The sequence below is a fragment of the Microbulbifer okhotskensis genome, assembly GCF_023895975.1.
GTDB classification, from domain to species: Bacteria; Pseudomonadota; Gammaproteobacteria; order Pseudomonadales; family Cellvibrionaceae; genus Microbulbifer; species Microbulbifer okhotskensis.
Window position 1 is genome coordinate 1 of the sequence record NZ_JALBWM010000016.1, and the last position, 25,142, is coordinate 25,142.

23 protein-coding genes are annotated in these 25,142 nt (G+C 48.2%); 14 read left to right on the forward strand and 9 right to left on the reverse strand.

What is annotated here, in order from left to right:
* Positions 1-20: 20 nt before the first annotated feature.
* From MO867_RS05765 to can, 4 genes are all read right to left on the reverse strand, one after another.
* Positions 21-773, reverse strand: a complete 753-nt coding sequence (locus MO867_RS05765) for a glycerophosphodiester phosphodiesterase (RefSeq protein WP_252465291.1) — start codon at positions 771-773, stop codon at positions 21-23.
* Between the two features lie 170 nt (positions 774-943).
* Positions 944-1,456, reverse strand: a complete 513-nt coding sequence (locus tag MO867_RS05770) for a flavin reductase family protein (RefSeq protein ID WP_252465292.1) — start codon at positions 1,454-1,456, stop codon at positions 944-946.
* A gap of 103 nt (positions 1,457-1,559) precedes the next feature.
* Positions 1,560-3,200 carry an FAD-dependent oxidoreductase gene (locus tag MO867_RS05775; protein ID WP_305884233.1) on the reverse strand — a complete coding sequence of 547 codons (1,641 nt, stop codon included), beginning with the start codon at positions 3,198-3,200 and terminating at the stop codon, positions 1,560-1,562.
* A 96-nt stretch (positions 3,201-3,296) separates the two neighbouring features.
* Complete coding sequence (gene can / locus MO867_RS05790; protein ID WP_252465293.1) at positions 3,297-3,953, reverse strand: carbonate dehydratase; 657 nt, start codon at positions 3,951-3,953, stop codon at positions 3,297-3,299.
* 469 nt (positions 3,954-4,422) lie between these two features.
* Between can and MO867_RS05795 the strand changes: the two genes are divergently transcribed.
* Positions 4,423-4,950, forward strand: coding sequence for a GNAT family N-acetyltransferase (locus MO867_RS05795; RefSeq protein WP_252465294.1), 528 nt, complete (start codon positions 4,423-4,425; stop codon positions 4,948-4,950).
* A 416-nt stretch (positions 4,951-5,366) separates the two neighbouring features.
* On the opposite strand, the gene MO867_RS05800 is transcribed toward MO867_RS05795, so the two are convergent.
* Positions 5,367-6,089: a hypothetical protein gene (locus MO867_RS05800; protein WP_252465295.1), complete on the reverse strand. Its 723-nt coding sequence runs from the start codon at positions 6,087-6,089 to the stop codon at positions 5,367-5,369.
* 611 nt (positions 6,090-6,700) lie between these two features.
* Between MO867_RS05800 and MO867_RS05805 the strand changes: the two genes are divergently transcribed.
* The 5 genes from MO867_RS05805 to MO867_RS05825 all read left to right on the forward strand — a co-directional run bounded on the left by MO867_RS05805 (position 6,701) and on the right by MO867_RS05825 (position 12,329).
* Positions 6,701-7,423 (forward strand): hypothetical protein, encoded by a 723-nt coding sequence (locus MO867_RS05805; protein WP_252465296.1) that lies wholly within the window; start codon positions 6,701-6,703, stop codon positions 7,421-7,423.
* 238 nt (positions 7,424-7,661) lie between these two features.
* Positions 7,662-8,774 carry a phospholipase A gene (locus tag MO867_RS05810; protein ID WP_252465297.1) on the forward strand — a complete coding sequence of 371 codons (1,113 nt, stop codon included), beginning with the start codon at positions 7,662-7,664 and terminating at the stop codon, positions 8,772-8,774.
* A gap of 82 nt (positions 8,775-8,856) precedes the next feature.
* A complete protein-coding gene (locus MO867_RS05815; protein WP_252465298.1) occupies positions 8,857-9,261 on the forward strand; it encodes an NUDIX hydrolase in 405 nt (134 codons plus the stop codon).
* 234 nt (positions 9,262-9,495) lie between these two features.
* The gene (locus MO867_RS05820; protein ID WP_252465299.1) at positions 9,496-11,556 is read left to right on the forward strand and encodes an aminotransferase class I/II-fold pyridoxal phosphate-dependent enzyme; all 2,061 of its coding nucleotides are present in this window, start codon (positions 9,496-9,498) and stop codon (positions 11,554-11,556) included.
* A gap of 32 nt (positions 11,557-11,588) precedes the next feature.
* The gene (locus MO867_RS05825; RefSeq protein ID WP_252465300.1) at positions 11,589-12,329 is read left to right on the forward strand and encodes an SDR family NAD(P)-dependent oxidoreductase; all 741 of its coding nucleotides are present in this window, start codon (positions 11,589-11,591) and stop codon (positions 12,327-12,329) included.
* Between the two features lie 271 nt (positions 12,330-12,600).
* Here the strand turns inward: MO867_RS05825 and MO867_RS05830 are convergent, their stop codons facing one another.
* Positions 12,601-14,259: an acyl-CoA dehydrogenase family protein gene (locus tag MO867_RS05830; RefSeq protein ID WP_252465301.1), complete on the reverse strand. Its 1,659-nt coding sequence runs from the start codon at positions 14,257-14,259 to the stop codon at positions 12,601-12,603.
* 695 nt (positions 14,260-14,954) lie between these two features.
* Here MO867_RS05830 and MO867_RS05835 point away from each other — a divergent pair.
* From MO867_RS05835 to MO867_RS05860, 6 genes are all read left to right on the forward strand, one after another.
* Positions 14,955-15,638: a helix-turn-helix transcriptional regulator gene (locus tag MO867_RS05835; protein ID WP_252465302.1), complete on the forward strand. Its 684-nt coding sequence runs from the start codon at positions 14,955-14,957 to the stop codon at positions 15,636-15,638.
* A gap of 47 nt (positions 15,639-15,685) precedes the next feature.
* A complete protein-coding gene (locus MO867_RS05840) occupies positions 15,686-16,066 on the forward strand; it encodes a CsgE family curli-type amyloid fiber assembly protein (RefSeq protein ID WP_252465303.1) in 381 nt (126 codons plus the stop codon).
* Positions 16,063-16,473: a curli assembly protein CsgF gene (locus MO867_RS05845; RefSeq protein WP_252465304.1), complete on the forward strand. Its 411-nt coding sequence runs from the start codon at positions 16,063-16,065 to the stop codon at positions 16,471-16,473. Before MO867_RS05840 ends, MO867_RS05845 begins: the two co-directional genes overlap by 4 nt.
* Positions 16,474-16,513: 40 nt before the next feature.
* On the forward strand, positions 16,514-17,365 hold the full coding sequence (locus tag MO867_RS05850) for a CsgG/HfaB family protein (protein WP_252465305.1): 852 nt from the start codon (positions 16,514-16,516) through the stop codon (positions 17,363-17,365).
* A 250-nt stretch (positions 17,366-17,615) separates the two neighbouring features.
* Entirely contained in the window at positions 17,616-18,092 is a 477-nt protein-coding gene (locus tag MO867_RS05855; RefSeq protein WP_252465343.1) for a hypothetical protein, read from the forward strand.
* A gap of 54 nt (positions 18,093-18,146) precedes the next feature.
* Positions 18,147-19,325, forward strand: a complete 1,179-nt coding sequence (locus tag MO867_RS05860; protein WP_252465306.1) for a hypothetical protein — start codon at positions 18,147-18,149, stop codon at positions 19,323-19,325.
* Positions 19,326-19,425: 100 nt separating this feature from the next.
* Here the strand turns inward: MO867_RS05860 and holA are convergent, their stop codons facing one another.
* The 3 genes from holA to leuS all read right to left on the reverse strand — a co-directional run bounded on the left by holA (position 19,426) and on the right by leuS (position 23,653).
* Positions 19,426-20,430, reverse strand: coding sequence for a DNA polymerase III subunit delta (gene holA / locus MO867_RS05865; RefSeq protein ID WP_252465307.1), 1,005 nt, complete (start codon positions 20,428-20,430; stop codon positions 19,426-19,428).
* 14 nt (positions 20,431-20,444) lie between these two features.
* Positions 20,445-20,969 (reverse strand): LPS-assembly lipoprotein LptE, encoded by a 525-nt coding sequence (locus MO867_RS05870; protein WP_252465308.1) that lies wholly within the window; start codon positions 20,967-20,969, stop codon positions 20,445-20,447.
* Positions 20,970-21,055: 86 nt separating this feature from the next.
* Positions 21,056-23,653 (reverse strand): leucine--tRNA ligase, encoded by a 2,598-nt coding sequence (gene leuS / locus MO867_RS05875; protein WP_252465309.1) that lies wholly within the window; start codon positions 23,651-23,653, stop codon positions 21,056-21,058.
* A 160-nt stretch (positions 23,654-23,813) separates the two neighbouring features.
* Between leuS and MO867_RS05880 the strand changes: the two genes are divergently transcribed.
* Both MO867_RS05880 and MO867_RS05885 read left to right on the forward strand, forming a co-directional pair.
* Complete coding sequence (locus tag MO867_RS05880; RefSeq protein WP_252465310.1) at positions 23,814-24,263, forward strand: zinc ribbon-containing protein; 450 nt, start codon at positions 23,814-23,816, stop codon at positions 24,261-24,263.
* Positions 24,260-25,042, forward strand: coding sequence for a YdcF family protein (locus MO867_RS05885; protein ID WP_252465311.1), 783 nt, complete (start codon positions 24,260-24,262; stop codon positions 25,040-25,042). Before MO867_RS05880 ends, MO867_RS05885 begins: the two co-directional genes overlap by 4 nt.
* Positions 25,043-25,142 lie beyond the last annotated feature (100 nt).

Genomic DNA, 25,142 nt, shown 5'->3' on the forward strand with positions numbered 1-25,142 from the left:
TCGACCAGAGCGCTGCTTGATCAGGCCTGTTGAACACCAGAATTGACAATAACTCTCTTGGCCGCAGTACGAGCGTTAAAATCCAGAACGATTTGTGGCTCATCGGTGAAAACCCCATCAACTCCCTGGGTCGCGAGTAATATCAAGTCATTGGGATCGTTGACTGTAAATACAAAATTCTTGAGACCGCGCTGTCTGGCATCCGCAATCAGGTCAGTGTTGACGAAGTCCACATTGGTATGAAGTGAATAGGCCTTAAGAGGCGCTGTACAGGCGGCCAGATCTAATGGCACTCCGGCGATGAGTACGCCCCGGCGAACTTCAGGAATCAACTGTAGGCACTCGTAAAGTTGGCGGTGGTCAAAAGATGAAACAATATATTGTTGGTAGGATGTGTCGCGATCATGTACGAAGGCTCGGATTTCACGGGCCAATAAAGCCGCGCAGTGAGGCCCTTTGAGCTCGATATTCAGCTGGGCACTATTTCCCACCAGTTCCAAGACCTCCCGTAACGTGGGAACTAAATTGCCACAGGGCAGGGGTCTTTCCCTAAGCGCTTCTGGACGCATTTCTGTAATCAATTCGGAGCCGGCGATCAGGCGCCCGAGTCGTCGATCGTGCTTTACTAGTAGTTGCCCACCGATATTCCATACATCAATCTCAACCCCCCCCACGGCGAGCTCCAATGCGTGCCCTATTGCCTGGAGGGTATTTTCGCTGGCCCGCTGTTGATAGCCTCGGTGGGCGAAACAGAAAAGCGTAGCTGAAGTCATGGTTTATCGGTCCAATCCACGGAAGAACTACAGACTGTTATTGAAGTATTACGAGCATATTCTGTAGCCACCAAAGTTTGTGCTGTTTGATGAACAATTGGAATCAAAAAATTATTGTTATAGCACTTGGTAATTATTTGAAGGACTGTATCCCAGATTTCGGCTGAGAATCAATCTCCGGCCAATGCGCGGTAGCGGCCTTGGTGAAAAAGTAGCGGTTCACCGCCAAAAGCAGAAAACTCCAGCACTTCCCCTAAAAGTATGGTGTGATCGCCACCTTCGATGCACTGTGAGCGACGGCAGTGAAAATAGGCTGCACACTCTTCCAGGCGGGGAATTCCATTGGCTCCCTCGAACCAGCTGATCTGCCCGAACTTGTCTGCGCCACGGCCCGCAAAAAGGTTGGAAACATGCTGCTGGTCTGCGCGCAAAATATGTATGGCAAAGTGCTCGCGGGTGGTAAATGCCTTATAACCCATCGACTGCTTATCGATACTCCAGAGCACCAGAGCCGGGTCCAACGAGACAGAGTTAAAACTATTGGCGGTCATTCCTGCTGGCTGCCCGTCGGCGTCCTGTGTGGTAATGACGGTGACACCGGTAGCGAAGTGGCCGAGCGTATCCCGCAGCAGCCGGCTTTGTTCGGGAGACGGGGAAATAGTACTGCTTTTCTCTGTCGTCATACTAAGGCTACTTGTACCAAAACTGTGCGGGGCGGCCATTTTAAGGCAAAAGTGTCGAGTTTGCGCGTTTTACCTCAAGCAGTTATTAAAAAAGAGATGATTATTAATCAGCTTGTGACCGGTCGTCCATTATCGGGCGGCATTGGCTGCTCAGTCTGTCTCGATGGGTTATGGCATTGCCGGTGAGCGCAAAGCCGAGCAAATCTCCGTTGCGGTTGCGATACTCAGCGCGCACGCCGGAACTGTCATGTGCAACCTGCCAGTGGCCTTCTGCTGTGGGACTGGGCGGACAAATCGTAGTCGGGTGCAGGGTAGTTTTGACGGCCACAGGAATCGCGCCATAGTGAACTTTACAAGGCTGGCCGTTCAGGGTTTGCGCCAGCACTCTTGCGCAGGCGATCAGTGGTGCGACATAAAACAGTTGGTGGCCGTCGACCTCAGCACAATCCCCCAGGGCGTAGATGGCAGGATCGCTGGTTTGCAGGTACCGATCGACAGTAATACCCCGCTGGACCTGTAGGCCTGCCATATTGGCCAGTCCGATATTGGCCTCCAGACCCAATGCGGCGAGAACTATGTCTGTTTCAATTTTATCGCCATTGTGCAGTTGAGCGCACAGGCCCGAGTTCGATCGTTCAATGCTTTTCAGTGAGGTTTCGCCATGAAATCGAACGCCATAGTTTGTCAGCTTGTGTTGTAGGTCACGACCGGCTACTTCGGGCAGAAGTGTTGCCAGGGGCCAAGCCTGCAGGTCGACCAAGTCCACTGCGAAGCCGGCTTGGATCAAGTCATTGGCAAATTCACAACCGATAAGCCCTGCGCCCAATAATGTGATGCGTTTACGCCCAGTGACAGCTGTGCGGAAACGGTGGTAGTCCCTCAAATTATTGATGCGGAAAATATCTGTATGGGCATCCCCTTCATAGTGCGGTAGTTTGCGGCACTTGGCACCGGTAGCCAGAATCAGGCGTCCGTAGAGTATCTTTGAAACATGCTCGGAACCTTCCTGTTGTAGGGTCAGGGTTTTGTTAAGGCGATCTATAAGAATTACGCGTGTATGCACCAGAATTTCTGCGTATAGCTCACGGGACATTTCTTCCGAGCTCGAGTTGCAGAGTTGCTGTGCTGTTTTTCCATGGGAGAAAGAAGCGGATAATAAGGGCTTGGAATAAAAGGCGCCGTCGTCGGCGCTGATCAAGAACAGCGAAGTGAGTGAGTCCAGCTTACGAAATTCTCGCGCCAGGTTGTAGCCGGCCAATCCGGTGCCAATAATTACCACGGGCATTGAGTGGCTGGAGCCAGATTGAGGCGGCACTTTAGGGGCTGCAGCAACAGGAGTTGCAGATACCAAAATCATATCGAACTCTTGTTTGCTGACACCACATTGGGGGCAGCTCCAATCATCCGGTATATCTTCCCAGCGGGTGCCCGGGGCAATGCTATCCTGCAGATGCCCTTTCGCTTCATCGTACGTCCAGCCACAGACCATGCATTCCCAAATACGAAATCCGCTGGTGGCCGCAAGTTCTTGCGGGGAGGTGTCAGAAGCACTAGCGGAGCGGTCTTTACCGATGACTTCCAGCATAGAGAAGTCTTGCTTGGCAGCGCCGCATTCTGGGCAATACCAATCTTCGGGTATGTCTTCCCAGTGGGTTTCGGGCGCAATACCCTCTTCGGGCCAGCCTTTGGATTCGTCGTAAATCCAGCCACAGTTCTGACATTGCCACTTTTTGAATGCCGACATATTTCTCCACCAAGTAAGGAAGCCCCGCTTGTCGCGAAATGGTCGAGGCCTCATCCATTTATAGTGGCAAAATCAGTCGAAGTACGTTGCGAAAGGCTAATCAGTACCGCGCTGGGCAATTTTGCTCAGAGCACGCTGGTAAATATTGGCTATCTCCCCAGGGTGCTTGATTGAGATGCCCGGATCGTGAACCAGGCCATCTTTCAGACCGTATACCCAACCATTGACACTAAGCTCCTGCCCAGCGCGCCAGGCATCGCGGACTATGGTGGTCTGGCAAACATGTATAACCTGCTCCAGGACATTCAGTTCGCACAGTAAATCCGTACGCTGCGATTGTTGAAACAGGTCGATTAAGGTGTGATGTTTATCCCTGACATCCTGAATATGTCGCAGCCAATTGTCGATCAGGCCCAATTGATCGTTGTTTAGTGCTGCCTGTACACCACCACAACCGTAGTGACCGCAGACAATAATGTGTTTGACCTTAAGAATCTCTACGGCGTACTGCAGTACAGATAGGCAGTTGAGATCTGAATGCACTACCACATTGGCTACGTTTCGGTGTACAAACAGCTCTCCGGGCAACAGACCTACAATCTCATTGGCTGGCACACGACTGTCAGCACAACCAATCCATAAGTATTCGGGAGTTTGCTGTTCGGATAATTTGAGGAAGAAGTCGGGCTTCTCTTGGCGTGTTGCCAGGGACCACTGCTGATTGTTTTTAAATAAGTGATTGAGCGGGTGCAATGCGATTGTATCCTAGGGTGACCAATTGGACATTTAGACGGCAGGATAGCGGCTTTGTTCGTGCGGGCCAAGTGTGGGTGGTCTAACCTAAAAAGTGACTAATAACCCGCCTTGAGTCTAACAGGAATTTAAAAATCATGGGAAGAAAGAAAAGTGCTGTATCCAGAAGGAGGCAGAGCGTTTCTCGGCACTCAACCTCCGTCGGTCGCCACCGTTTAAGAGTCCGCCAGTTATTGGCGCGGCGCACCCGATTGCGCAGCTACCTACAATATTTTTTGGCGGATGAGACAATAGATTTAGAAGCCAGGTTGGAAAAGACAGATACTGAAGTTATGGAATAAATTCGATATTGAGCACCGGAGCCGATATTCTTTGCTTTGCCCCAAGTTTGGTTCGGTTGAGCCCGATTAGTATAGGAACCTGCGGGTGCCATATTTCTGTTGCAAGGTCGTTGGTGAGAGAAGAGTGAATGAATAAAGAGAGTTTTACGGAATTATCAACATCTGAGGTTGCTCCGCCTGTGAGCGTTATTTTGGCCGATTATGGTGATCCACAACACGCAAGGGATATTTTGGCGCTGATGGATGAATACGCTCAGCATCCGTTCGGAGGTGGAGAAGCTCTGCCAGAACATACTCGTTCTGATTTAGTGCCTGCTTTGAGAGAATTTCCCGGAGCATTTAGTGTTCTAGCCTATAAAGGCGCTATACCCGTGGGGCTGGTGAATTGTTTAACGGGTTTTTCTACATTTTTGTGTAAACCACTGGTCAACATCCATGATGTCGTCGTTAACGAATCTGCCCGTGGTGCGGGTGTGTGTACCGCAATGTTAGACTTTGTGGCACGAAACGCAAAAGAAAAAGGCTGCTGTAAGCTCACTCTGGAAATATTGGAAAAAAACTTTGCTGCCCAGGCAGCTTACCTAAAAGTGGGATTTAAGCCCTACACATTGGATGAAGAGTTCGGGCGAGCCGAATTTTGGCAGCGTTACCTCTAATAGGCCATTGAAGACTTTCCCATAGGCTTTTCAATCTGGGGTTAGGGTCCAATTTTTGGTTCGGCTTAGCAGGCTATCGAATAAATGTTGTTGTCAGCTGGTCAAGGCGCCGTTTTCTGATGTTGATATTCTTAACAGCGGAAAACGGCAAAAGTCCTTAGTTTTGAAGTATATGGTAAGTTTTGTCTTCAGCTAGGCGAAAAAAATTACCCATACTTTTGACGGGGCATTGCATGATCAGCAGAAAGTAGTCATTCGAGCCAATGGACTGGGGTAAAGGTGGTTTATTAGGCCGGCAGAGCCGTATTGATGAAAATAATCCGCAACCAAAATATTTAATAGATTAATAATTTATTTTTCAGCGGATTATTATTCCAACAGACAATTAACCATTGCGATCTAAGTTTATCACTGCATTACTTGGTCACATCAATGAAAATGCCCATATGATCGGTTATTGCGGCAGCCATACTGGTGCCATTTACGGAAACCGGTGTACTTTGTGAAAGATAGTCCACTTTGATGACACTTATCGTTCCGGTATTATAGGCCGCCATATCGTATTTCTTACTGGCAGTACTGTTTGTGCCTGAAAAACTGCGTTGATAGGAGTCAGAGGGATTGATACTAGTGCCGGTATGAGCATCAGAGAAAGTGGAACCAGTGGCATTGCTGAGCACACTTGGGGTGAAGCTGGGACTACTTTGATTGGTGTCGCCCATAACGAGATCGATAGGACCGTTGCCGCTTTGTATTAACTGGTTATTGATACTGCGATAGAAAGCAATGGCTTCGTTTTCCTTTTTAGCGATGCTGTTAGGGACGTGGACAAAAACAGCATTCACATTGCCTGTCCTAACCGCAACCCACCCCATATTAGAGCCGATGACTTGATGCTGAGTGGTATTGGCTGCGTGCAGACTGAAACTGTTACATGCCTTTCCTGTTGAACTTGAGCCAACCAGCCCTCCTGCGTGCTGCTGCATAGAGCTCCATTCTTGATTCAGTCCATCCATTTCGCCATATACCAGTAAATCACAGGTCTGACCGAGAGATCGGTACAGATGTTGATGGGTCTGACGAGCCTTTCCCTCGATCATAGATAGGAATTGGTTGTTACCGTGCTGGTTTTTGGCCATGTATCCCTGTGGGGCTTGTGTGACCAGCTGGGCCGGTCCATGGATTGGCACTTGGGGCCTTAGACTGTTTGCTGTTGGCATGACCAGATGCCAGTGACTTTGACTGACAGCTTGATGATTGTGTGTCATCCGTGTGAAATATTGGCTATTAGACGCACCAACCCCATGATTGGCACTGGCATTTGAATTAATGGATTGATAAGCGAAAGTAGGCATGAAGTCAGATCGTCCCTGATTTAAATATTGACTTGGATATTACCCGGAATATCACGGCTTACGGAACTAAAAACCTCTGAATAATTCCATGAATCGCTTTAAAAATATCACCCGATATCTGCAGTATTCTAGCCCTGCAGCGACATTACGGAATGATTCAGAAGCGCCCTAGGTTGTTAAGTAAATGATTCAAATGGCTTTCCCGCTTTCTCCGCACGCAGGTTTTCTTTGGGAGCCTGTTGTTTTCATAGGGTTATTCAAGCGTTGACTTATCCGAGTAAGAAATACCGCGAAAGGTGGCGTTAAACTCGGCGTCATCATCCCTCCTTGTGCAATACTTTTTGGGTACTGAACCACTGGTCTCGTACATGCAGTGAACAAGGAGGGAATCTGCAATGCGGTTAAACTCAACTTTGGCACAAGGGCGCTACCACTACAGTTGTGATGGGCGAGAAATGCCCGTGCAGGATAGTTGGCAGTTGGGTGATGATGAGCAGGGGCGACGCTCTCTCGTCAGTCGACGCCTCGTGGGTGATAGAGGGTTTGGCATTGAAGTCGTCGCACTTCTTACCGGGGGATTGGTCAGTGAGTGTTTGGTACATTGGCGGGATCAAGTGGATGATGTGAGCGCTCACTATCGGCTGGTGCCTTTAGAGGGGCATAGCCCCGTCTTGGGAGATGCGATTGAAGCCAGTTGGACCGGTCCCAATGGACCTCAACAACTGAATCTTGCGGGAGACCAGCGACTGCTCTTTCCGCTTATGCGCGTATTTATGGGGCCGATATTGCTGAAACTGGTGAAACATCAAGAGGGGCTCGAGGTCGTATCCCCGGATATTGTTGACCCATCACAAAGAGGAAAATTGCTTTCCCCTAGGGTTAGTCATCGCTCAGCGAAGCCAATGGCCGGTGACATGCCCAGTCAAAGGGCGCAGGAATTGGGGCCCGATATCAGTGGTTATGTCTATCAGGGGGATGAAGCTGAGCGCGATGCTCACTGTTATGTCGATAGCCGCAGTCTGTTGGTTGGATATGACTGGCCGTCTAGTACCGGCCGCCTATGGCAGGTCCGGTTGAGGGATTTGGAGTGGTCACCAAACCTGGGAAGCCTGTTGTAAGACAATTATTAAAACTAAAACCCTTTATCAAGTCATTAAAGTTAATCTCTCTGGGCTAATAATTGCCAATATATGGGCAATGAGTGCGCAATCTGTCTTTATTGCTATTGACATGAAAGTCAAATTTGTTCGATTAGACATATTGTCAATTTAATCGTGAATTTATGTAGTGGGACTTGCAATGATCCACAGTGTAAGCTTGCATCCTACTTGCAAGAAATGACTGAGGAGGAGCGTTTTGTCCCGCTTTCGAAGAGGTTTTCCTGTTGGGCTCACACTGTTTTCTTCTGTCGCTCTTCTAACGTATTTGCCAATGGCCAGCGCTGAAGGTACGCCTGAGACGGCATTCTCCATCGAGGCTGAGAAGGGGCCGCAAACCTTGCATACACGCTGCCTTCATGAACAGATCCTTATTTCTGACGCCGACGTCACTATGCGGGAGATTCGACGGATTTGCGCTGAAAGGGTCCGGGCCCAGCTCACCCTGGAAGAGGACCCAGTTATTGCGGATTCGATAGTGCAAGAGTATGAGGAAGAGCTGCCAACCGATGACATTTTATTGGGGGGGCGTTCTCAAGCCATTAGAGATGCGGCAAATAACCCGTTCACACTGGCATCCCACAAAGCCAACTATGTATTGCCAATGGTTTACAACCCCTCTCCTGAAAAGGCTGGGTTGGCGAATATTGAGGGTCAGTCCGAGGCGAAAGAGCTGGACAACATTGAAGTTCAGTTCCAGCTCTCGGTGCAGGTTCCGGTATGGCGTGGCTTTCTGGGGCAGGCCTCAGTATTGAGTGTGGCTTACACCAACCGAAGTTTTTGGCAGGCCTATAATTCCGATGATTCTGCGCCTTTTAGGGAGACCAATCACGAACCGGAGGTGATTTTGAGTTGGCTTAATGACTGGAGCTTGTTTGGCTGGAGTAACGTTGCCAATCAAGTGGCAATCAATCATCAGTCAAACGGCCGCAGTGATCCTTACTCACGCAGCTGGAATCGGGTTTATGCCAATTTTATTTTTGAGCGTGACAACTATTCAATCAGTGTAAAACCCTGGTACAGGATCCCAGAGGAAAGGGAAGATGATGATAACCCGGATATTGAACACTATCTGGGTCATTTCGAACTGGGTGGGCGTTACCGGGATGGAGATCATACGCTCTCACTTATGCTAAGGAATAATTTACGTTCCGATAATCACGGTGCGGTAGAATTGACTTGGGGTTTTCCCCTCGGAAATCGTGTTGATGGGTATGTCCGGTACTTCAATGGTTATGGTGAAAGCCTGATCGACTACGATGAATCCGTACAGACTTTGGGTTTCGGTTTCATTTTGGCCCAAGGGTTTTAAGCTCTTTAATCGCGACCCGCAGGTTGTGCGGGTTTCTCTCCAAATATTCCATTCTTTTCCGACCAGCCAGCAGGTTTCGTTCATGGCATTTGATGATAGCTATCGCCTCAGTGCTCATGCCGTTATCACGAATGAAGCCGAAGAGGTTTTACAGTTGCGAGCCACTTATGCTGAGTGTGCTTGGGGTCTGCCTGGCGGGGCTTTAGATCCCGGAGAAACTATCCATGAGGCCCTGGTGCGGGAGTGCCAAGAAGAGCTGGGAAGAGAGGTGAGAATTGAGTACCTGAGTGGTGTTTACTTCCACCATTGCTATAACTCTCATGTATTTATTTTCCGTGCGCACTTTGCCGGTGAAGGGAATTGTATCCTTTCTACTGAACACTCCGACTTGGCTTATTTTCCCTTGCACCGTTTGTCAGAGGTGCAGCGTCATAGAATTAGGGATTGCCTGAGGTTCGATGGTGTAGTGCGTAGCGCAAAGTTCTAACTTTACTCGCTTCCTTGGCAATAGATCTGGTGCACCAAGGGACATTTGGCGAAATTCGCCAAATGTAAAGCAGTCGCGGAATTCCCCCCTTTCCTCCATTAATATTTGCTTCCTGGTTTTTTTACCCTGGAATTCCAGAGCCTCCGCAAAAGCAGGAGGGCTTATAAAAAGCGAATAAAATCAAATAGTTAAATAATTGATACGGCAGGCTGTAGACAGATACAGGCTATGCTGATGGATAAGATTATGGGTTTGGAATTGAAGATGCCTGATTTGGGCAACCTGAATGAAAGTGGTCACAAATTGGAATGTCGGGTGGCTTTGGTCAGCTCTGATAGCAAATTGGCCAATGAATGGATCAGTGCTCTCAATAGTACGGCTGCAGTGCACGACAATCCTTTTGGCCTCCAGTTTGAGGCGGTGGCACCGGCCGATGTCGAGCGATTGGCCCAGAGTGAGGATCACTTACAGGCAGTGATTGTAGATGGCGGTAGCGATGGCCAGGGCCTTGAAGCTGCTGATGATCTTGCTGACCGAATTCATGCACTTCGTTCTCAACTCAATATTTTTTTAGTGGCTCACAGCGGCTTTGCCGGAGCAACGTCCCTTCCCGGTAAATCCGGCTCCAAATCCCTAGCGAACTTACGTCGTCGCTTTGACGAATTGTTTGATCGCCGCGAGGGCAATTTCAACCATATGTTCCGCTTGGTGCAGGCCTTTATTGCGCGGAGGGCATCAACACCCTTTGCCGACACCTTGAAAGAGTATGTTTTTTCAGCCCGGGACGCCTGGCATACACCGGGGCATTCCGGTGGCGATGGTTTGCGCAACAGTCCGTGGGTGGGTGACTTCTACCGCTTTATGGGCGAGCATATTTTCAATACCGATTTATCGGTGTCGGTTCAGGTATTGGACAGTTTGCTGGAGCCACATTCCGTCATTCAGGAGGCGCAGGATCTCGCTGCCCAGGCATTCGGTGCGCGACATACCTTTTTCCTGACCAATGGCACCTCGACGGCCAACAAAGTTGTCATCCAGCAGATCCTCGGGGGCGGTGGCAAAATTATTGTCGATCAAGCGTGTCACAAGTCAGTTCACCACGCTATTGTGATGAATCGGTGTGAGCCAGTTTATCTGAAGTCAGTGCTGCATCCTGAATTTGGTATTTACGGCCCCGTAAAACGCTCGGACATTGAGGCGGCACTGGATGAGCACGGCGATGCACGCCTGCTGGTAATCACTTCTTGTACCTACGATGGCTTGCGTTACGACCTAAAGCCCATCATTGACTACGCCCATGAGCGAGGCGTTAAAGTACTGGTGGACGAAGCTTGGTTTGCTCATGGCTTCTTCCATCCTGAGCTACGCCCAACGGCATTGGAGTGCGGAGCCGATTATGTTACCCAGAGCACCCATAAAATGCTGTCGGCCTTCTCCCAGGCCAGTATGATTCATGTGCAGGATCCGGAGTTCGATGAATTTCGTTTCCGTGAAAACCTGAACATGCATGCTTCCACCAGCCCGCAGTACGCCATGATTGCCAGTCTCGATGTGGCGCGAAAGCAGATGGCCATGGAAGGTTATGGCCGTTTGAAGCAGTGCCTGAAAATGGTGGAAATCTTGCGGAAAGCGGTAAATGAGACCGGTGTTTTCCGTGCTCTCACCCGCGATGACCTGATTGCTGAACCCCTAGCCAGTGACAATATCCGTCTTGACCCCTCCAAGGTGACTATTGATATTTCTCAGAGTGGTTATTCTGGCAACGAGATGCAGATTAAATTGTTTGATCAGTACGGCATTCAGGTGGAAAAGACCACCTACAATACCATCACTGTGTTGGTCACTCTAGGCAGTACAGAAAGTAAATTGTTACGCTTGATTCACGCGCTCAAACAATTGGCGGGCAATACTCATAAACGCATCCATGTAGGGTCGCCACGACGCCTGCCAGAATTCACCCGTTTTACCTGCTTACCGGCAGATGCATACTTTGCGGATACGGAAGAGCTACCGTTAATGGACAATGGTATCGAGGCCGCTAAGCAGTTAACTGGGCGTACCAGCGCTGACGAAATTGTGCCTTATCCCCCTGGCATTCCTGTACTTGTACCAGGCCAGGAAATTTCTACTCAGATAGTGCAATTCTTGCAGCAGTTATTACAGGGGCAAAATACCACAGAAATTCACGGCCTGATTTTCCGGTCAGATGAACCGATGTTGAGGGTAGTAAGCGAAATTCCGGTCAATAAGGCGGAAAAAGGCTCTTCATCCGCTAAGAAAAAGGCTGGGAAATAGACTAAATTTTACTCTCCGGCACGGAGGCCGGTATGTTTGAAAATCCGCAGACAGTTTTAATCGCCGGAGCTTCTGGCGGTCTCGCACAGGCTATAGGCGCAGAAATTGTTCGGCGCCACCCTCAGATTACTTTGATGACCTTGAGTCGTATTACCGTCGATATGATCCCGGGTCATACGGGGGAGCGTCATCACCTGTCAGTCTCTTTAGAGGAGGCTGAATCGATCGATATCATCGAAAATTTTATGGCAGAACACTCGGTCCCTCCGGACTGGGTGATTAATTGTTGTGGGATATTACACGATGATTTTCATGGTCCAGAGAAGTCGCTGTCGCAGTGTGATGATCACTGGTTGATTCAGTCCATGCAAATTAATGTACTCTCTCATCTACATTTGGCACGGGCTCTCGATGGATTTCTGCAGCGTAGATTACCGGTATTATGGGTTTCACTTTCGGCAAAGGTGGGTAGTATCGGTGATAATCAATTAGGTGGTTGGTATAGTTATCGTATCAGCAAGGCGGCACTAAATATGCTGGTTAAAAACCTGTCTATTGAATGGGCGCGTAAGCTAGAGGATAGCTGTGTTGTTGCGATTCATCCAGGAACAACAGATACTTCGCTTTCCAAGCCATTTCAATCAAACCTGCACCCCGATAAGCTTTATGCTCCAGAACTAAGTGCCAAGCGAATTGTTGATGTTCTTAGCCAATTAAGCACTGCAGAGACGGGGCAGTTGCTTTTTTGGGATGGTAGCCAGCTCCCCTGGTAAACATTCTAAGGATCCTTAGCACATATATTGCAATAAAGAGCTATGGACAAAAAACGTTGTTATCAGATGGGCGATTTCCATCCCCTTATCTTTTAGTCAATTATTGGTAGAGTCAAATTGATAGGGCTCGTAGCAGATTACTTTACTGTGAGCAAGCTGCTTAAGAACATTGACTCTATTTTTTCCGTGGTCACACGAACAGCTAAGGTTGTTTAAATTCTATTATTTAATAAAACAACTCAGCGAGCACTGAGCTATTTTATCGGATATGTTATATCACGAGTGGGTTGGCGCGTTTCAGTAGTGTCTCTATGTCAATTCCTTTTGGTAGGCATCCAGTATTGTGTGCCCCAGTATTTTCCAGTCGTGATTTTATAAAGGCATCGCAAACTGCTTCGTTATTATTTTGAAGCAGCAAGTGTATTTGCATTGTAATGGCCATTTGATCAACAATATACCGGGCTCGGTACTCAAACTGATTTAGATCCGAGAGTTCTTTTCGTAAATTGTCGACGGCCTTATCAAATCGGGTATCTATCCCACGACTTATCCCAAGCTCATCAAACCAATGGCTCACTGCGGCAGGTGTTTTCGTGATGGCCCGAAGTACATCCATGGCCTGTATATTGCCTGAGCCTTCCCAGATCGCATTAATGGGAGCATCGCGGTAAATTCGTGCAGTAATGAAGTTCTCAATAGCGCCATTACCGCCCAAGCATTCCATCGCCTCGTATGCATGGTGAGGACTGCGTTTACATATCCAATACTTGCCAACAGCAGCTCCCAGCCGCAGCAGCATTTTTTCGTGCTCAATTTGTTCCTGATCCATTGCTCTGGCTATACGCATGGTGAGTGCGAGCGATCCTTCTACCTCCAAATGCAGATCGGCAAGGACATTCTGCATTAGTGGATAATCGATCAATGTCTGTCCGAAGGCTTTCCTTTTGGAGGCGTTATAAATTGCCTGCACAACAGCTTGACGTTGCCCCGCGGATGACCCAACCATGCAATCAAACCGGGTAATGGCAACCATCTTGATGATAGCGCTAACACCACGCCCTTCTTCTCCGATCAGCCAGCCAAATGCACCGCGGATTTCCATTTCGGAAGATGCATTGGAGACATTGCCACACTTCACCTTTAGACGCTGAATTTCGAGTGGGTTTTTTGTACCATCTGGTTTCCAGCGGGGGACAAGGAAACAAGAGAGGCCGCCGGGAGCTTGCGCCAGAATGAGAAACCCATCACACATGGGTGCGGACATAAACCATTTGTGCCCTAACAACTCATAGATACCATCACTAATAGATACTGCAGTGGTGGTATTGGCTCTTACATCTGATCCGCCCTGTTTTTCAGTCATCCCCATACCGATGGTGAGGGAGCTTTTCTCAAAATATGGGCGATTACTGCCGTCATATCCTCGGTTGGTAATTTTGGGAATCCACTCTTTTGCGATCTCTGGGTTTAATTCAATGGAGGGAACGGAGGCGAATGTCATAGTGACTGGACACCCATGCCCAGTCTCCAGCTGGGAGTGCAAATAATTTTTCGCTGCCCGGGCCACATGTGCCCCAGGGCGAGGGTCGGTCCAAGGGGAGCTATGCAGACCTTCGGAAAGGGCCAGCTGCATTAATTGGTGATAGGAGGGATGGTAGCGAACCAGATCGATACGGCGGCCTATACGGTCATGACTCTCAAAAATAGGTTTGAATTCATTGGCTGCATAGCCACGCTCTATCATCTCCGGCCGGCCACATACCTCTCCGTAGCGTTGTAGCTCATCTTCGGCCCAGTGTCCCCCATTGATATGTATATTTTCTTGTAAAGCCTGGTCAGCACCATAGAGGTTGTGTCCTGACAAGGGAAGCACCTGATTGTTCATCTGATAAGACGAGCTGCCATTAAATACTGGGTGATCGTTGCTCATAGCTTTGGTCCGAAGAGATACGTATACAATTTGTTCGACGCAATATTCAAACTTGAACGAATGTACTATTTGCCGTGTGGAAAATGGATCGCTGATAATATTTTAGAAGTATAAAACCAGATTATCTTGTTTACTATTTAGCCTATTTTTCTCTGTGTCGCAATTTTGTTGATTTTATTTTCAAGCATAAAGCCCGTGAATTTAACGGGAACAATATTCAAAGAAATATTGACTTAATTTTGCTGCAACTTATTTTTATTTGACTGGTATCGAATACCTTTTCATCAACATTCTTTTCGTGGGTGACAAGTACTCCATAATTTGTCGTGGAATTAATCAGAGGGGTGCTTTCCTACAGTAATTGATCGAATTATTTGCAACAATAGTGTGCGCCAGTACAAATTTTTTGATGTTGAGCGAATTATATTTTCACTTGAGAATCTATACCAAAGCATGTATTTTTTTTGTTCGAATTTACCTGATGGTAATACCTTTGTATGGCTAGTTGGCATGAATGAACCAAGTTGGCACACTTAAGATTGAATTTTTGATATCTAGATCACTACTGGTTGCAGGACGAGGGTTGATCGAATAGATTTAGCTCACGGCGTAAGGTGAGCGCAGAAAATTGATAAGAAATTATTAGCCCAGTGACATACTGGGTTACAAAAGGAACGCACATTGGGGGAACCCAGATGAATTTGCATAAGGATTATGCACCACTAAAGGTTGTTAGCTCCGCATCAGAAAAAAAGGAGCTAACAGTTGCTTTATTGACCGCTAGTGTCAACCTGCAATCCTCTATTTTTGCAGGAAGAATTGAAGATGAGTTTAAAACCAGTTGCGCTATTTTACAGCGTTCGACACTACCATCTCTGAACGACATAAAAGCGGAGTACCTGCTTCTGGATTGTGCTGATGTTAATGCATCGGATCTGGAGAAATTGTTGAGAGGTATCCACTCTTCGTCCAGCTCTCCAGGTATTGTGTTAATTAATGTTGACAAGGCCGGTGATATTGATTTTGTTCTTCATTGGGAGAAGGTGCTTGGGTTGATTCCCTTTGAATGTGATGGAAAAGTCATTATGGGGAGGTTGGGCAGGATATTTTCTGGAGAATATTGGTTTCCTAGGGATGTTCTTCATAACTTTCTGAGGCAACACAGAAAGCCCAGGAAATGGTGTGATAAGGCTTCCAATTTGACGCAAAGAGAACGGCAAATATTGCAGCTAATCTGTGATTGTAATACCAATGCAAATATCGCAGAGGCTCTTTGTGTAAGCGAGCATACGGTTAAAAGTCACCTGTATAAGATTTATCGAAAAATAGGTTGTAGAAACCGTTTGGAAGCCAGTAGCTGGGCCAGTCAAAATCTATAAAAATTATGAATTCACAGTTTCTAAAATCGGCTGTTTTTACAGCCGTGTTGTCCTTTTTTTCTTGCAATTGCCTTGCTCAAGAGGAGGATGACGCGGAAGATTCTCTACTGACGGGGTTGGTAATTGACAACACGGTGAGTGGTATTGGTCATGAATTTGCCCGCTCTTTATCGATATATATATCGTCTAATTTCGGCAGTTTTGATTACAACCTCACCGTCCACGAGCGGCCCTCAGCCAGGTGGGGTAGTGTTGTTTGGGTAACCTATGATGCCAGCCAGGTTTTTAAAACCGTGATTTACCCAGGCCGCAGGAAATTTGGTGAAGTGGTCGAGCAGGCAGCCTCACAAATTAATAATAATGTACGTCAGCAGCGGTTACAGGAGCTTTTTTCCCAGAATATTGATTTAGCGGGGGATGAGATATGATGAGATCGTCTTTTAGTTTGGTGTTTTTATTTTTTATTTTTTCTAGGGTTGCGGTGGCAACAGAGCTCGTATATACGCCGGTAAATCCATCTTTTGGAGGAAATCCACTAAATGGAAACTATTTGTTAAATAATGCAAGCGCACAAAATAGCAAAAAGGATCCCGATTCAGGGAAGTCACCTTATTCAGATTCCTCGTCCCTAGATAGATTTACGGACACGCTTGAGTCTCGATTACTTTCACAGCTGCTTACAGATGTAGGTAATGGCAACGATGGGACGCTGGTGACGGATGATTATATTGTAAATATCATCGACTTAGATGGCCAGTTGACAATAACCATTACAGATGCAGTAACTGGTGAGATATCTGAGATTGTCGTAGTTGGACTCAATCCAAGCAACTAATTTTCTTGGATTAATGGCCGTGGTTTTTTAAGGTGGCGTGATGTTATCTAGAATTTTTCTTATTGGTTTTATATTTTTCATTGGTGGTTGTGGTTCTTTCGAAAATGCTGGGGAAGCGCTGTTTGGGCCGGGGGAGCAGAAAGCCACTCTAACGGATCGGATGAGTACTTATGCTGATCTCGTAAGTTTGCCTTTGCCAAGAGGGAGAATAGTTGCTGCAGTATATGGGTTTAGTGACCAAACCGGACAATATAGGCCTGTGCCGTCCAGTTCATTTTCTACGGCTGTCACTCAGGGGGCTGCGGCGATGTTGGTTCAGGTGTTAAATGAATCTGGATGGTTTGTCACTTTGGAGCGTGAGGGTCTACAAAATCTGTTGACCGAAAGAAAAATAATTAGGGCTGCGCTTAAAGAGCATGATGAAAATACCCCGGCCTTTGATTTACCGTCTCTTATGTCTGCGAACATTATGCTTGAGGGCGGAATTGTTGGATATGATACAAATATTAAAACGGGAGGTGCAGGAGCGCGATATTTTGGTATTGGCATTTCCGAACAGTACCGAGTTGATGAGGTGACTGTTAGCTTGCGTGCGGTAGATGTGCGTAGCGGAAGAGTTTTAAGTAGTGTCTTAACCAGTAAAAAAATATTGTCCAGGCAAGTGCAGGGTGATGTGTACACGTTTGTCGAGTACAAGCGATTGCTGGAGATAGAGGCTGGGATGACCACTAATGATCCCACTCAGTTATGTGTCCTATCTGCTATCGAGTCAGCAGTTATTCACTTGATCTCTCAAGGTGTAAATTCCAATTTGTGGGCGCTAGAAGATAGTAGCCAGTACCCTCTGTCGGTGCTCAGCGAATACGCCGGGACGCCAATTAAAATTCTTTGATTTACCTGTTTATTTTATTTGTATGTATCACGTGACATACCGTGTAATTTAATCTTGTTTGTCGTTTTTTTCTTTCCTGCTTTTTATTGAATTCGTAATTTAATACGAAAGTTCTACGTTCTTCTTTTTGTTGGCCTTTGATTCTATTCTTTCTGCTGATTTAAGTGGTTTTGTTTTTTCTCTATAGTTGCTTTAGCTGGTTCATTGAGATGTTCATCTTTTCTTGATTGAGGAGTGGTTAGTGATTGCTATGGCTAAGCGGGTAACAATAGTGTTATTCCTTTTTTTAATTCTACCGCTTCCAATGGGTTGGGCTTCGGATCTAGATGATCATGATGAATTATCATCAGGGCAGGGGACTTTGGATCTTCTCTTGATGAGACAGGATTCGGTTATCGGTAATTTGGCTCAAGTTTCACAGGTAGGAGACTATAACGTCGCAGAAATCACACAGTCCGGTCTTTATAACCAGGCAGTGTTGATGCAGGAAGGTGATTCCAATACAGCTCTTGTACAGCAGGCCGGTGACTCAAATTATGCAGCGATATCTCAATCGGGAGCATATAACCAGGCAACTGCGGTTCAAAATGGCGTAGATAATGTTGCATTGATTAATCAGGTTGGTTACGGGAACTCTGCAAATATTATTCAAAGTGGCAATGGATTGTTTGGTTATGTCGCGCAGTTCGGTGACGACCATGCGGTGCAACTGGTGCAGTACGATTGAGGCATTGCACTATTTTACTTGTATTTAAAATTTTAGTCTGAGGGAGAACGTTAGATGAAAAAAATTACACTTGCTGCCGCTATAGCGTTAATTGCTGGTGCTGGCCAAGCCGTAGCCGATAGTAACTACGGGGATCAGGTACAGCTTGGTGAGAACAACCATGCTGATGTTTATCAGATGGATGGATCTACTAATAACGCTGCTTATCAGTGGCAGGAAGGCAGTAATAACATTGCTACTTCCCTGCAGGAGTATGCTGATGGCAACTATATTGATCAAACTCAAGTTGGTAATCGTAACTACGCAAATAGCGTTCAAAATGATCAGGTAGGTAGTGAATCCATTACCTACCAGAGTGGTGAGGGTAACAGTGGAACCGTCCACCAGTATGAAGGTTCTTATAACTCTAGCTATCTTGCCCAGATTGGCAGCGAGAATATGTTACATGTGGACCAATATTTTGGTTCAAATTTTAACTATGCAGATATGCTCCAGGACGGCAACGACAACATGGGCGTGCTGCAGCAGCAAGGCGATGGCAACTACTTTGTAAGTACCCAGATGGGTGATGCCAACGGTGTATGGAACAGCACCTGGTATCCCTCTGTAGATGGTTTTGTTGGTGGTCAGGTCGGTGATTTTAACGTTGGTACCGTCTACCAGTCTGGTTCCGCAAACACCGCCAACTTGATGCAAAATGGTGACTTCAACTTACTGGATCTTGCTCAATCAGGTGTAGATAATACTGCAACCATTTTGCAGGAAGGTGCTGGTAACACTGGAGTGGGTTATCAGTCAGGTGCTAATAACCTTGCCAATATTAGCCAAAACCAGACCAACAATTACGGTCTCATGGAGCAGGTCGGTAACGACAATACTGCCAATCTGGTGCAAACCGGTGATTCCAATACCACTGACTTTGCACAGTATGGTGATGCTAATTTGGTGAATATCGATCAAACGGGTAACAGTAACTATACCTTTGGTTACAGTGCTGGTGTTTCAAACACTGTAGATATTGATCAGGCTGGTGATTTGAATCTGGCAGAAATCCACCAGGATTTCGGTGGAGACAATATGATTACTGTTGCTCAAACCGGTCTCGAGCACACTGCTCATGTAGGGCAGGCTGGCTACGATAATATGGCAACGGTTAGCCAGACCAGTGCTTTGAATATGGCGAGTATTGAGCAAGTTGGTAGCAATAACTTGGCAACTATTTCTCAAAATTGATACTAATAAATTTTTGGTAATGAGCAAAACCGCCCCTTTGGGGGCGATTTTGCTTTATGTGTAGCTGGATATTTTATAGGTAGGGACAATTAAGAGAAGATCAGATCGTGCGCTGGCCACAAAAATTAAGGGTAAGTTCCAGTAGCCCCGCCCATGGAGACTGGTGTGTTGCGCCTCCTTTGATAGAGATGTCGATTGCGCGTGCGCGAATCAGTAGGCTCTCAAGTTGGCTTTTATTTAATCGGTGTAAAGCTCTCTGAACCAAAGGCTGTCTTTTTTGTAACCTCACCAGTCTAGATAAGGGTTGACCTTGATCCAGTTTCTCCGCGATATCAATCAGTGTCCGAAGCTCTCGCGCTATAGCCCACAGTACAATGGGAGGCTCAACACCCTCAACGCGCAGCCCATCTAAGGTTTTGATGGCTTTAGCAGCATCTGCTGCTAAAGATGTGTCTATCAGGTCGAAAACACTGTAACGTGCGGAGCTGGTTACGCTGTGTTCCATCATTTCTGTAGTGATTTGCCCTGCAAGCTTGGAAAGCTTGAGTTTTTCTATTTCCTGGCTTGCAGCAAGCAAGTTTCCCTCCACGCGTTCTGCCAGGATCTGCACGGCATCAGGCTCAGCCGAGAGGCCGGCGGTTGCAAGGCGCTGATTAATCCAGCGGGGCATTTCTTGAGAGCTAACTGGCCATATTTGGGTCAGTATTCCTGACTGCTCCAAAGTCTTTACCCATTTACTATTAAGCTGGGATTTATCAAGTTTTGGCAGTACGAGTAGCAGCAATAGGTCTTGGTCGGCCAGAGCAGTAAACTCCTGTAAAGCCTTACTCCCCTTGTCGCCAGGTTTTCCACCGGGAACACGAACTTCAATCAGCTTTTTCTCAGAAAAAAGAGACATGTTTCCAGCGGAGGCCAGTAATGTACCCCAGTCAAAGTTGTGCTCAGCATGAATAAGTTCACGTTCGGTAAAGCCGTATTTTTTAGCCGCGGAGCGAATTTGATCGCAGCACTCTTGCACCAAAAGGGGTTCATCACCGGAAACAATATAAATTGGTGATAGCCCCTTTTTCAGGCTTTGCTGTAATTGATTGGGATTAGTGCGCATTAAAGTCAATAAACCTAGTAACTTTTATCTTCCAGTGGTGCATTTACGTCAATGCGGCGAAGGCGGTCAATAATACGGCCGATGAGTTCTCGGCGCATTTCTGCTCGCAGTGTATTTTCCTCTTCACTTTTACTAACAATTTCAGAGATATCCCACTCTAAAGTACGGTATACATCGGCCTGGGCTTTATTGAGAAGTACTTCTCCCGTTCCAGTACGCACACTATAAATTGCACCGGTGATAAGTTCATATTCAGAGGCTCTGCCTTCTGAGTCTACGGCCACCGTCAGTTTTCGTTCTATTTCCTGATGAATGATCAATACATAATCGGCACTCATCGGTGACTCGGCAATGGGTACGCCGGCAGTGTTGAGTAACCGGGTCATTTGGTCTGCAATGTCACTGCGAGGGTTTTCACTGGAGATATACAGGGTGCTGCCGGGAGGGAAATTCTTTGGCGCACCTCTTAGGTGCCAGCCACAACTTGCGACGGCTATCGCGAGAAGAAAAATAAAGGCTCGACTAGTGATTGTTCTCATAAACTACCTTGCTTAATCGTGCCGGTCTTGGCGAGCCCGGCCATAGCAACCGAGAGCGGGGCTCCCGGTTGCTGCGTTGCGAGTTTTTACTTAGCGACTATATTTACCAGCTTGCCAGGAACGACTATGACTTTGCGTACGGTGGCGTCACCGATAAATTTCTGCACGCTGTCATTCTCCAGAGCCAGTTTCTCCAGGCTTTCCTTATCGGCATCTGCTGGAGCATCCAACTTTGCACGGACCTTGCCGTTGACTTGCACCACCAGGGTGATACTTGAGCGCACGAGTGCCTTTTCATTCACTTTGGGCCAGGGTGCATCAATCAGGCTGCTGGTATTACCCAAGACTTTCCACAGCTCGTGGCAAATATGCGGAGTAACGGGGGCCAACAGCAAAACCGTAGCCTGCAAAGCTTCTCGTTCAACCGCGAGGCCCTGTTCGCAATCGCGTTCTGCCAGTTTGCTCACTTCATTGAGGAGCTCCATAACTGCAGCGATGGCGGTATTAAATGTCTGGCGACGGCCGTAGTCATCACCCACTTTCTGGATGGTCTCGTGGGCTTTGCGGCGCAGTTGCTGCTGCTTGTCATTGAGAGATTGCTGATCAATCTGCGCATCACTGGAGCCCGCGGCAACATGGGTGTGAACAGTTTTCCAGAGTTTGCGCAGGAATCGGCTGGCGCCTTCTACGCCGGCATCGTGCCATTCCAGAGTTTGTTCGGGCGGTGCGGCGAACATAGTGAACAGGCGCAAGGTGTCGGCACCGTACTGTTCAACCGCCGCATGGGGGTCTATGCCGTTGTTCTTCGACTTGGACATTTTCACCACGCCACCAGCGGTAATTTCCTCACCGCTTTCACGCACAAAGGCCTTAATAGGCTTACCCTTGTCATCCCGCTCGACATCGACGTCGGCTGGGTTGAACCAGGTTTTGTGACCACTGTCGTCCTTGTAGTAAGACTCGGCCAAAACCATGCCCTGACACAGCAGTTGCTTAAAGGGTTCGTCGCTGTTGACCAGACCTTCATCACGCATCAGCTTGTGGAAGAAGCGAGCGTAGAGCAGGTGTAGAATCGCGTGCTCGATACCCCCTACATACTGGTCCACCGGTAGCCAGTAGTTGGCGCGGTCTGGGTCCAGCATCCCCTCCTCAAAATCTGGGCAAGTGTATCGGGCGTAGTACCAGCTGGACTCCATAAAAGTATCGAGGGTGTCGGTTTCCCGCTCTACGGGCGTACCGTTCAGTTCATCCTTACGCCACTCGGAATCGGCCTTAATAGGAGACTGGATGCCGTCGAGCTCTACATCTTCCGGTAACAAAATGGGCAGCTTCTCTGCCGGTACCGGAATCTCTCCGCCGTCAGCCAGATTGTACATGGGGATGGGCGCGCCCCAATAGCGCTGGCGGGAGACCCCCCAATCGCGCAGGCGGTAGTTGGTAGTCATTCGACCTTTGCCGGCAGCAAGCAGTGCGTCGGAGATCGCAGTAAAAGCGTCACTGAAATCCAGGCCGTCGAAATTGCCGGAATTCACCAGCTTGCCTTTTTCGGTATAGGCCGCTTTATCCAGATCGATGGATTGGCCATCAATAGATTCGATGACTTGCATCATCGATAATTGGTATTTGTGGGCAAACTCCCAGTCGCGTTGATCGTGGGCCGGAACTGCCATTACGGCACCGGAACCGTAATCCATCAATACATAGTTCGCGATCCAGATGGGGATTTCTTTGCCTGTGAGGGGGTGAATAGCCTTCAGCCCGGTATCCATACCGCGTTTATCCATTGTCGCCATATCGGCTTCGGATAGGGACTGCTTTTTGCACTCGGCAATGAAGGCTTTTAGCGCTGGATCGCATTCCGCCAGTTCCAGAGCAATAGGGTGCTCGGCCGCCAGGGACACATAGGTGACACCCATCAGAGTATCCGGGCGGGTGGTGTAGACGTCGAAGTGGTCCATGTCGGCGACGGTTTCGGGCAGCGCAAAGCTCAGCTCGACGCCGAGGCTCTTGCCAATCCAGTTGCGCTGCATGGTGCGCACTTGCTCTGGCCACTCGGGCAGTTTATCCAGGTCGGCCAGCAGTTCTTCCGCATAGTCGGTGATTTTGATAAACCACTGTGCCAGCTCACGGCGTTCTACGGTGGTGCCGCAACGCCAGCAGGCTCCGTCTTCCACCTGCTCATTAGCCAGCACGGTCTGATCGTGCGGGCACCAGTTCACTGCAGAGTTTTTCTTATAAACCAGACCTTTTTCGTACAGGCGAGTGAAAAACCATTGTTCCCACCGGTAGTAAGAGGGTTGGCAGGTAGCCAGTTCACGGGACCAGTCAAAGCCAAAGCCGAGGGCTTTCAGTTGACCTTTCATGTAATCGATATTGGCATAGGTCCACTTGGCTGGCGCGGTCTTGTTCTGGATTGCGGCGTTTTCTGCCGGCAGACCAAAAGCATCCCAGCCCATGGGGTGCAGCACGTTTTTACCCTGCATACGCTGGTAACGGGTGATTACATCGGTAATCGTGTAGTTGCGCACATGCCCCATGTGCAATTTGCCACTGGGGTAGGGGAACATGGATAGGCAGTAGAACTTTTCCCTGCCGGTATCTTCCTTAACCTCAAAGCTCTTCTGTGCCTCCCAGAATTCCTGGGCGGAAGCTTCGACTGCGGAGGGGTTGTACTGCTCTTCCATCGATTCGGGACCTATACTCTGTGATCAAAATTTGCGGGAAACTGTTCAGTGTTTTTCGGGAGCGATGAGTTAATGGCTATCGGAAATATTGATCGCGATCAAGTCTCGTCCCCGGTGCATCTTTTACGATGCGTAAACGCGGGATTATAGGAGGGATACCGTGACGAAGGAACCAAAGTTGCCGCCTAAGGATGATCTGATCAACGAGTTTCGTGAAGACTTGGAGGATTTGGTCGAGGGTGAGCTGGCTGTAGAGAACCTTACCGCCAATAAAATGGCTTTTTTACGTGCTTGGTTAAAAGATGATTTACATCAAGCGGCTGACTACCTGCGGGGGCTGGGGGGCGAGTTACAGACCCTGGAAGAGCGCAGTGGTAGTTGGCTGTTGGATGCGGCTGATCCGACAGAAACCGCCTGGCCAAATTTGATGCTTTGTATCAAGGATGGCAAGCCTTGGGCTCTGGCTGGAGAGTCTGTTGGGGCGGATGAGGAGCTGCAGTGTCTCGGGTGTGGTTATCGTGCTATGCCTCCTGAGAATGCCCAGATAACTCCCTGCCACCGTTGCGGCTATGGATGTTTTCGGCAGATTGAGGGTGGATTGGAGTATTGAGTGCGCTCTACTCGGCCGCTGCAACCTTATTAATGCCCCCGACGGCTCCACTCTTGGGGCTGCTGATTGCATTCTTGTTGCGATTTTTACCTGCCGGGTCACTGCTGGAGAAGTGCTCACTGCCGCTGGCTATATTCTCATTTGGCGTACTTTGGGTAAGTGCGACTCCGGCTTTTTCTTTCTGGCTGGGCAATCGCTTGGGGAAGGTGTCAGATCAATTTCAATCCAGGCCTGAAGCAGTGGTTATCTTGGGGGCTGGGCGCTACCGGGATCGGGTTTCAGGTAATGAGAGGCTCTCTGCCTCAAGTCTTGAGCGGGTCATCGGGGCATCCGAAGAAGCACCGAAAGGGCTGCCGATACTGGTTTCTGGTGGTCGAGTACATGACGGAGAGCGGCTGACAGAATCTCAGATGATGGCCTCCTTGCTGGAAGATAAGTTCTCTACCCCGGTCACTTGGCGCGATGATTGCAGCCGTAATACTGCAGAGAATGCGGTGAACAGTGCTGAAATATTGCATAGAGCCAAGGTAAAATCAGTCCTGCTGGTTACCCATTGGTGGCATATGCCGAGAGCTGCTGAAGTCTTTTCCAAGGCTGGTCTACAGGTAGAGCCCCTGTCGGTAGGTAGTGCTGAAGAATTGTTACCGCGAGCCCATCGCGGCATTGCGCGGTGGTTGCCGAATGCGGCCTCTCTGCTGCGTACCCAGGTTTACTGGCGGGAGGTGTTGGCAAGGGTTTGGTATCGCCGGAGTCCCCTGCCGCCAATTCGAAGTTGTTGAGGAACTTTTTCGAAAATGTGATCTCAGAGGCCTACAGAATATGAGGGATCAGGCGTCGCGCTGGATTATTTAGAGCTCTTGATTGCTAGTTGTACCGAGC

Coding starts and splice junctions, on each gene's coding strand:
- MO867_RS05855 (WP_252465343.1), top strand. CDS start 17,616: ATGGCTAAGCGGGTAACAATAGTGTTATTCCTTTTTTTAATTCTACCG.
- MO867_RS05870 (WP_252465308.1), bottom strand. CDS start 20,969: ATGAGAACAATCACTAGTCGAGCCTTTATTTTTCTTCTCGCGATAGCC.
- MO867_RS05805 (WP_252465296.1), top strand. CDS start 6,701: ATGCGGTTAAACTCAACTTTGGCACAAGGGCGCTACCACTACAGTTGT.
- MO867_RS05860 (WP_252465306.1), top strand. CDS start 18,147: ATGAAAAAAATTACACTTGCTGCCGCTATAGCGTTAATTGCTGGTGCT.
- MO867_RS05770 (WP_252465292.1), bottom strand. CDS start 1,456: ATGACGACAGAGAAAAGCAGTACTATTTCCCCGTCTCCCGAACAAAGC.
- leuS (WP_252465309.1), bottom strand. CDS start 23,653: ATGGAAGAGCAGTACAACCCCTCCGCAGTCGAAGCTTCCGCCCAGGAA.
- holA (WP_252465307.1), bottom strand. CDS start 20,430: ATGCGCACTAATCCCAATCAATTACAGCAAAGCCTGAAAAAGGGGCTA.
- MO867_RS05800 (WP_252465295.1), bottom strand. CDS start 6,089: ATGGCCAAAAACCAGCACGGTAACAACCAATTCCTATCTATGATCGAG.
- MO867_RS05775 (WP_305884233.1), bottom strand. CDS start 3,200: ATGTCGGCATTCAAAAAGTGGCAATGTCAGAACTGTGGCTGGATTTAC.
- MO867_RS05815 (WP_252465298.1), top strand. CDS start 8,857: ATGGCATTTGATGATAGCTATCGCCTCAGTGCTCATGCCGTTATCACG.
- MO867_RS05765 (WP_252465291.1), bottom strand. CDS start 773: ATGACTTCAGCTACGCTTTTCTGTTTCGCCCACCGAGGCTATCAACAG.
- MO867_RS05795 (WP_252465294.1), top strand. CDS start 4,423: ATGAATAAAGAGAGTTTTACGGAATTATCAACATCTGAGGTTGCTCCG.
- MO867_RS05830 (WP_252465301.1), bottom strand. CDS start 14,259: ATGAGCAACGATCACCCAGTATTTAATGGCAGCTCGTCTTATCAGATG.
- MO867_RS05825 (WP_252465300.1), top strand. CDS start 11,589: ATGTTTGAAAATCCGCAGACAGTTTTAATCGCCGGAGCTTCTGGCGGT.
- MO867_RS05845 (WP_252465304.1), top strand. CDS start 16,063: ATGATGAGATCGTCTTTTAGTTTGGTGTTTTTATTTTTTATTTTTTCT.
- MO867_RS05820 (WP_252465299.1), top strand. CDS start 9,496: ATGGATAAGATTATGGGTTTGGAATTGAAGATGCCTGATTTGGGCAAC.
- MO867_RS05850 (WP_252465305.1), top strand. CDS start 16,514: ATGTTATCTAGAATTTTTCTTATTGGTTTTATATTTTTCATTGGTGGT.
- MO867_RS05835 (WP_252465302.1), top strand. CDS start 14,955: ATGAATTTGCATAAGGATTATGCACCACTAAAGGTTGTTAGCTCCGCA.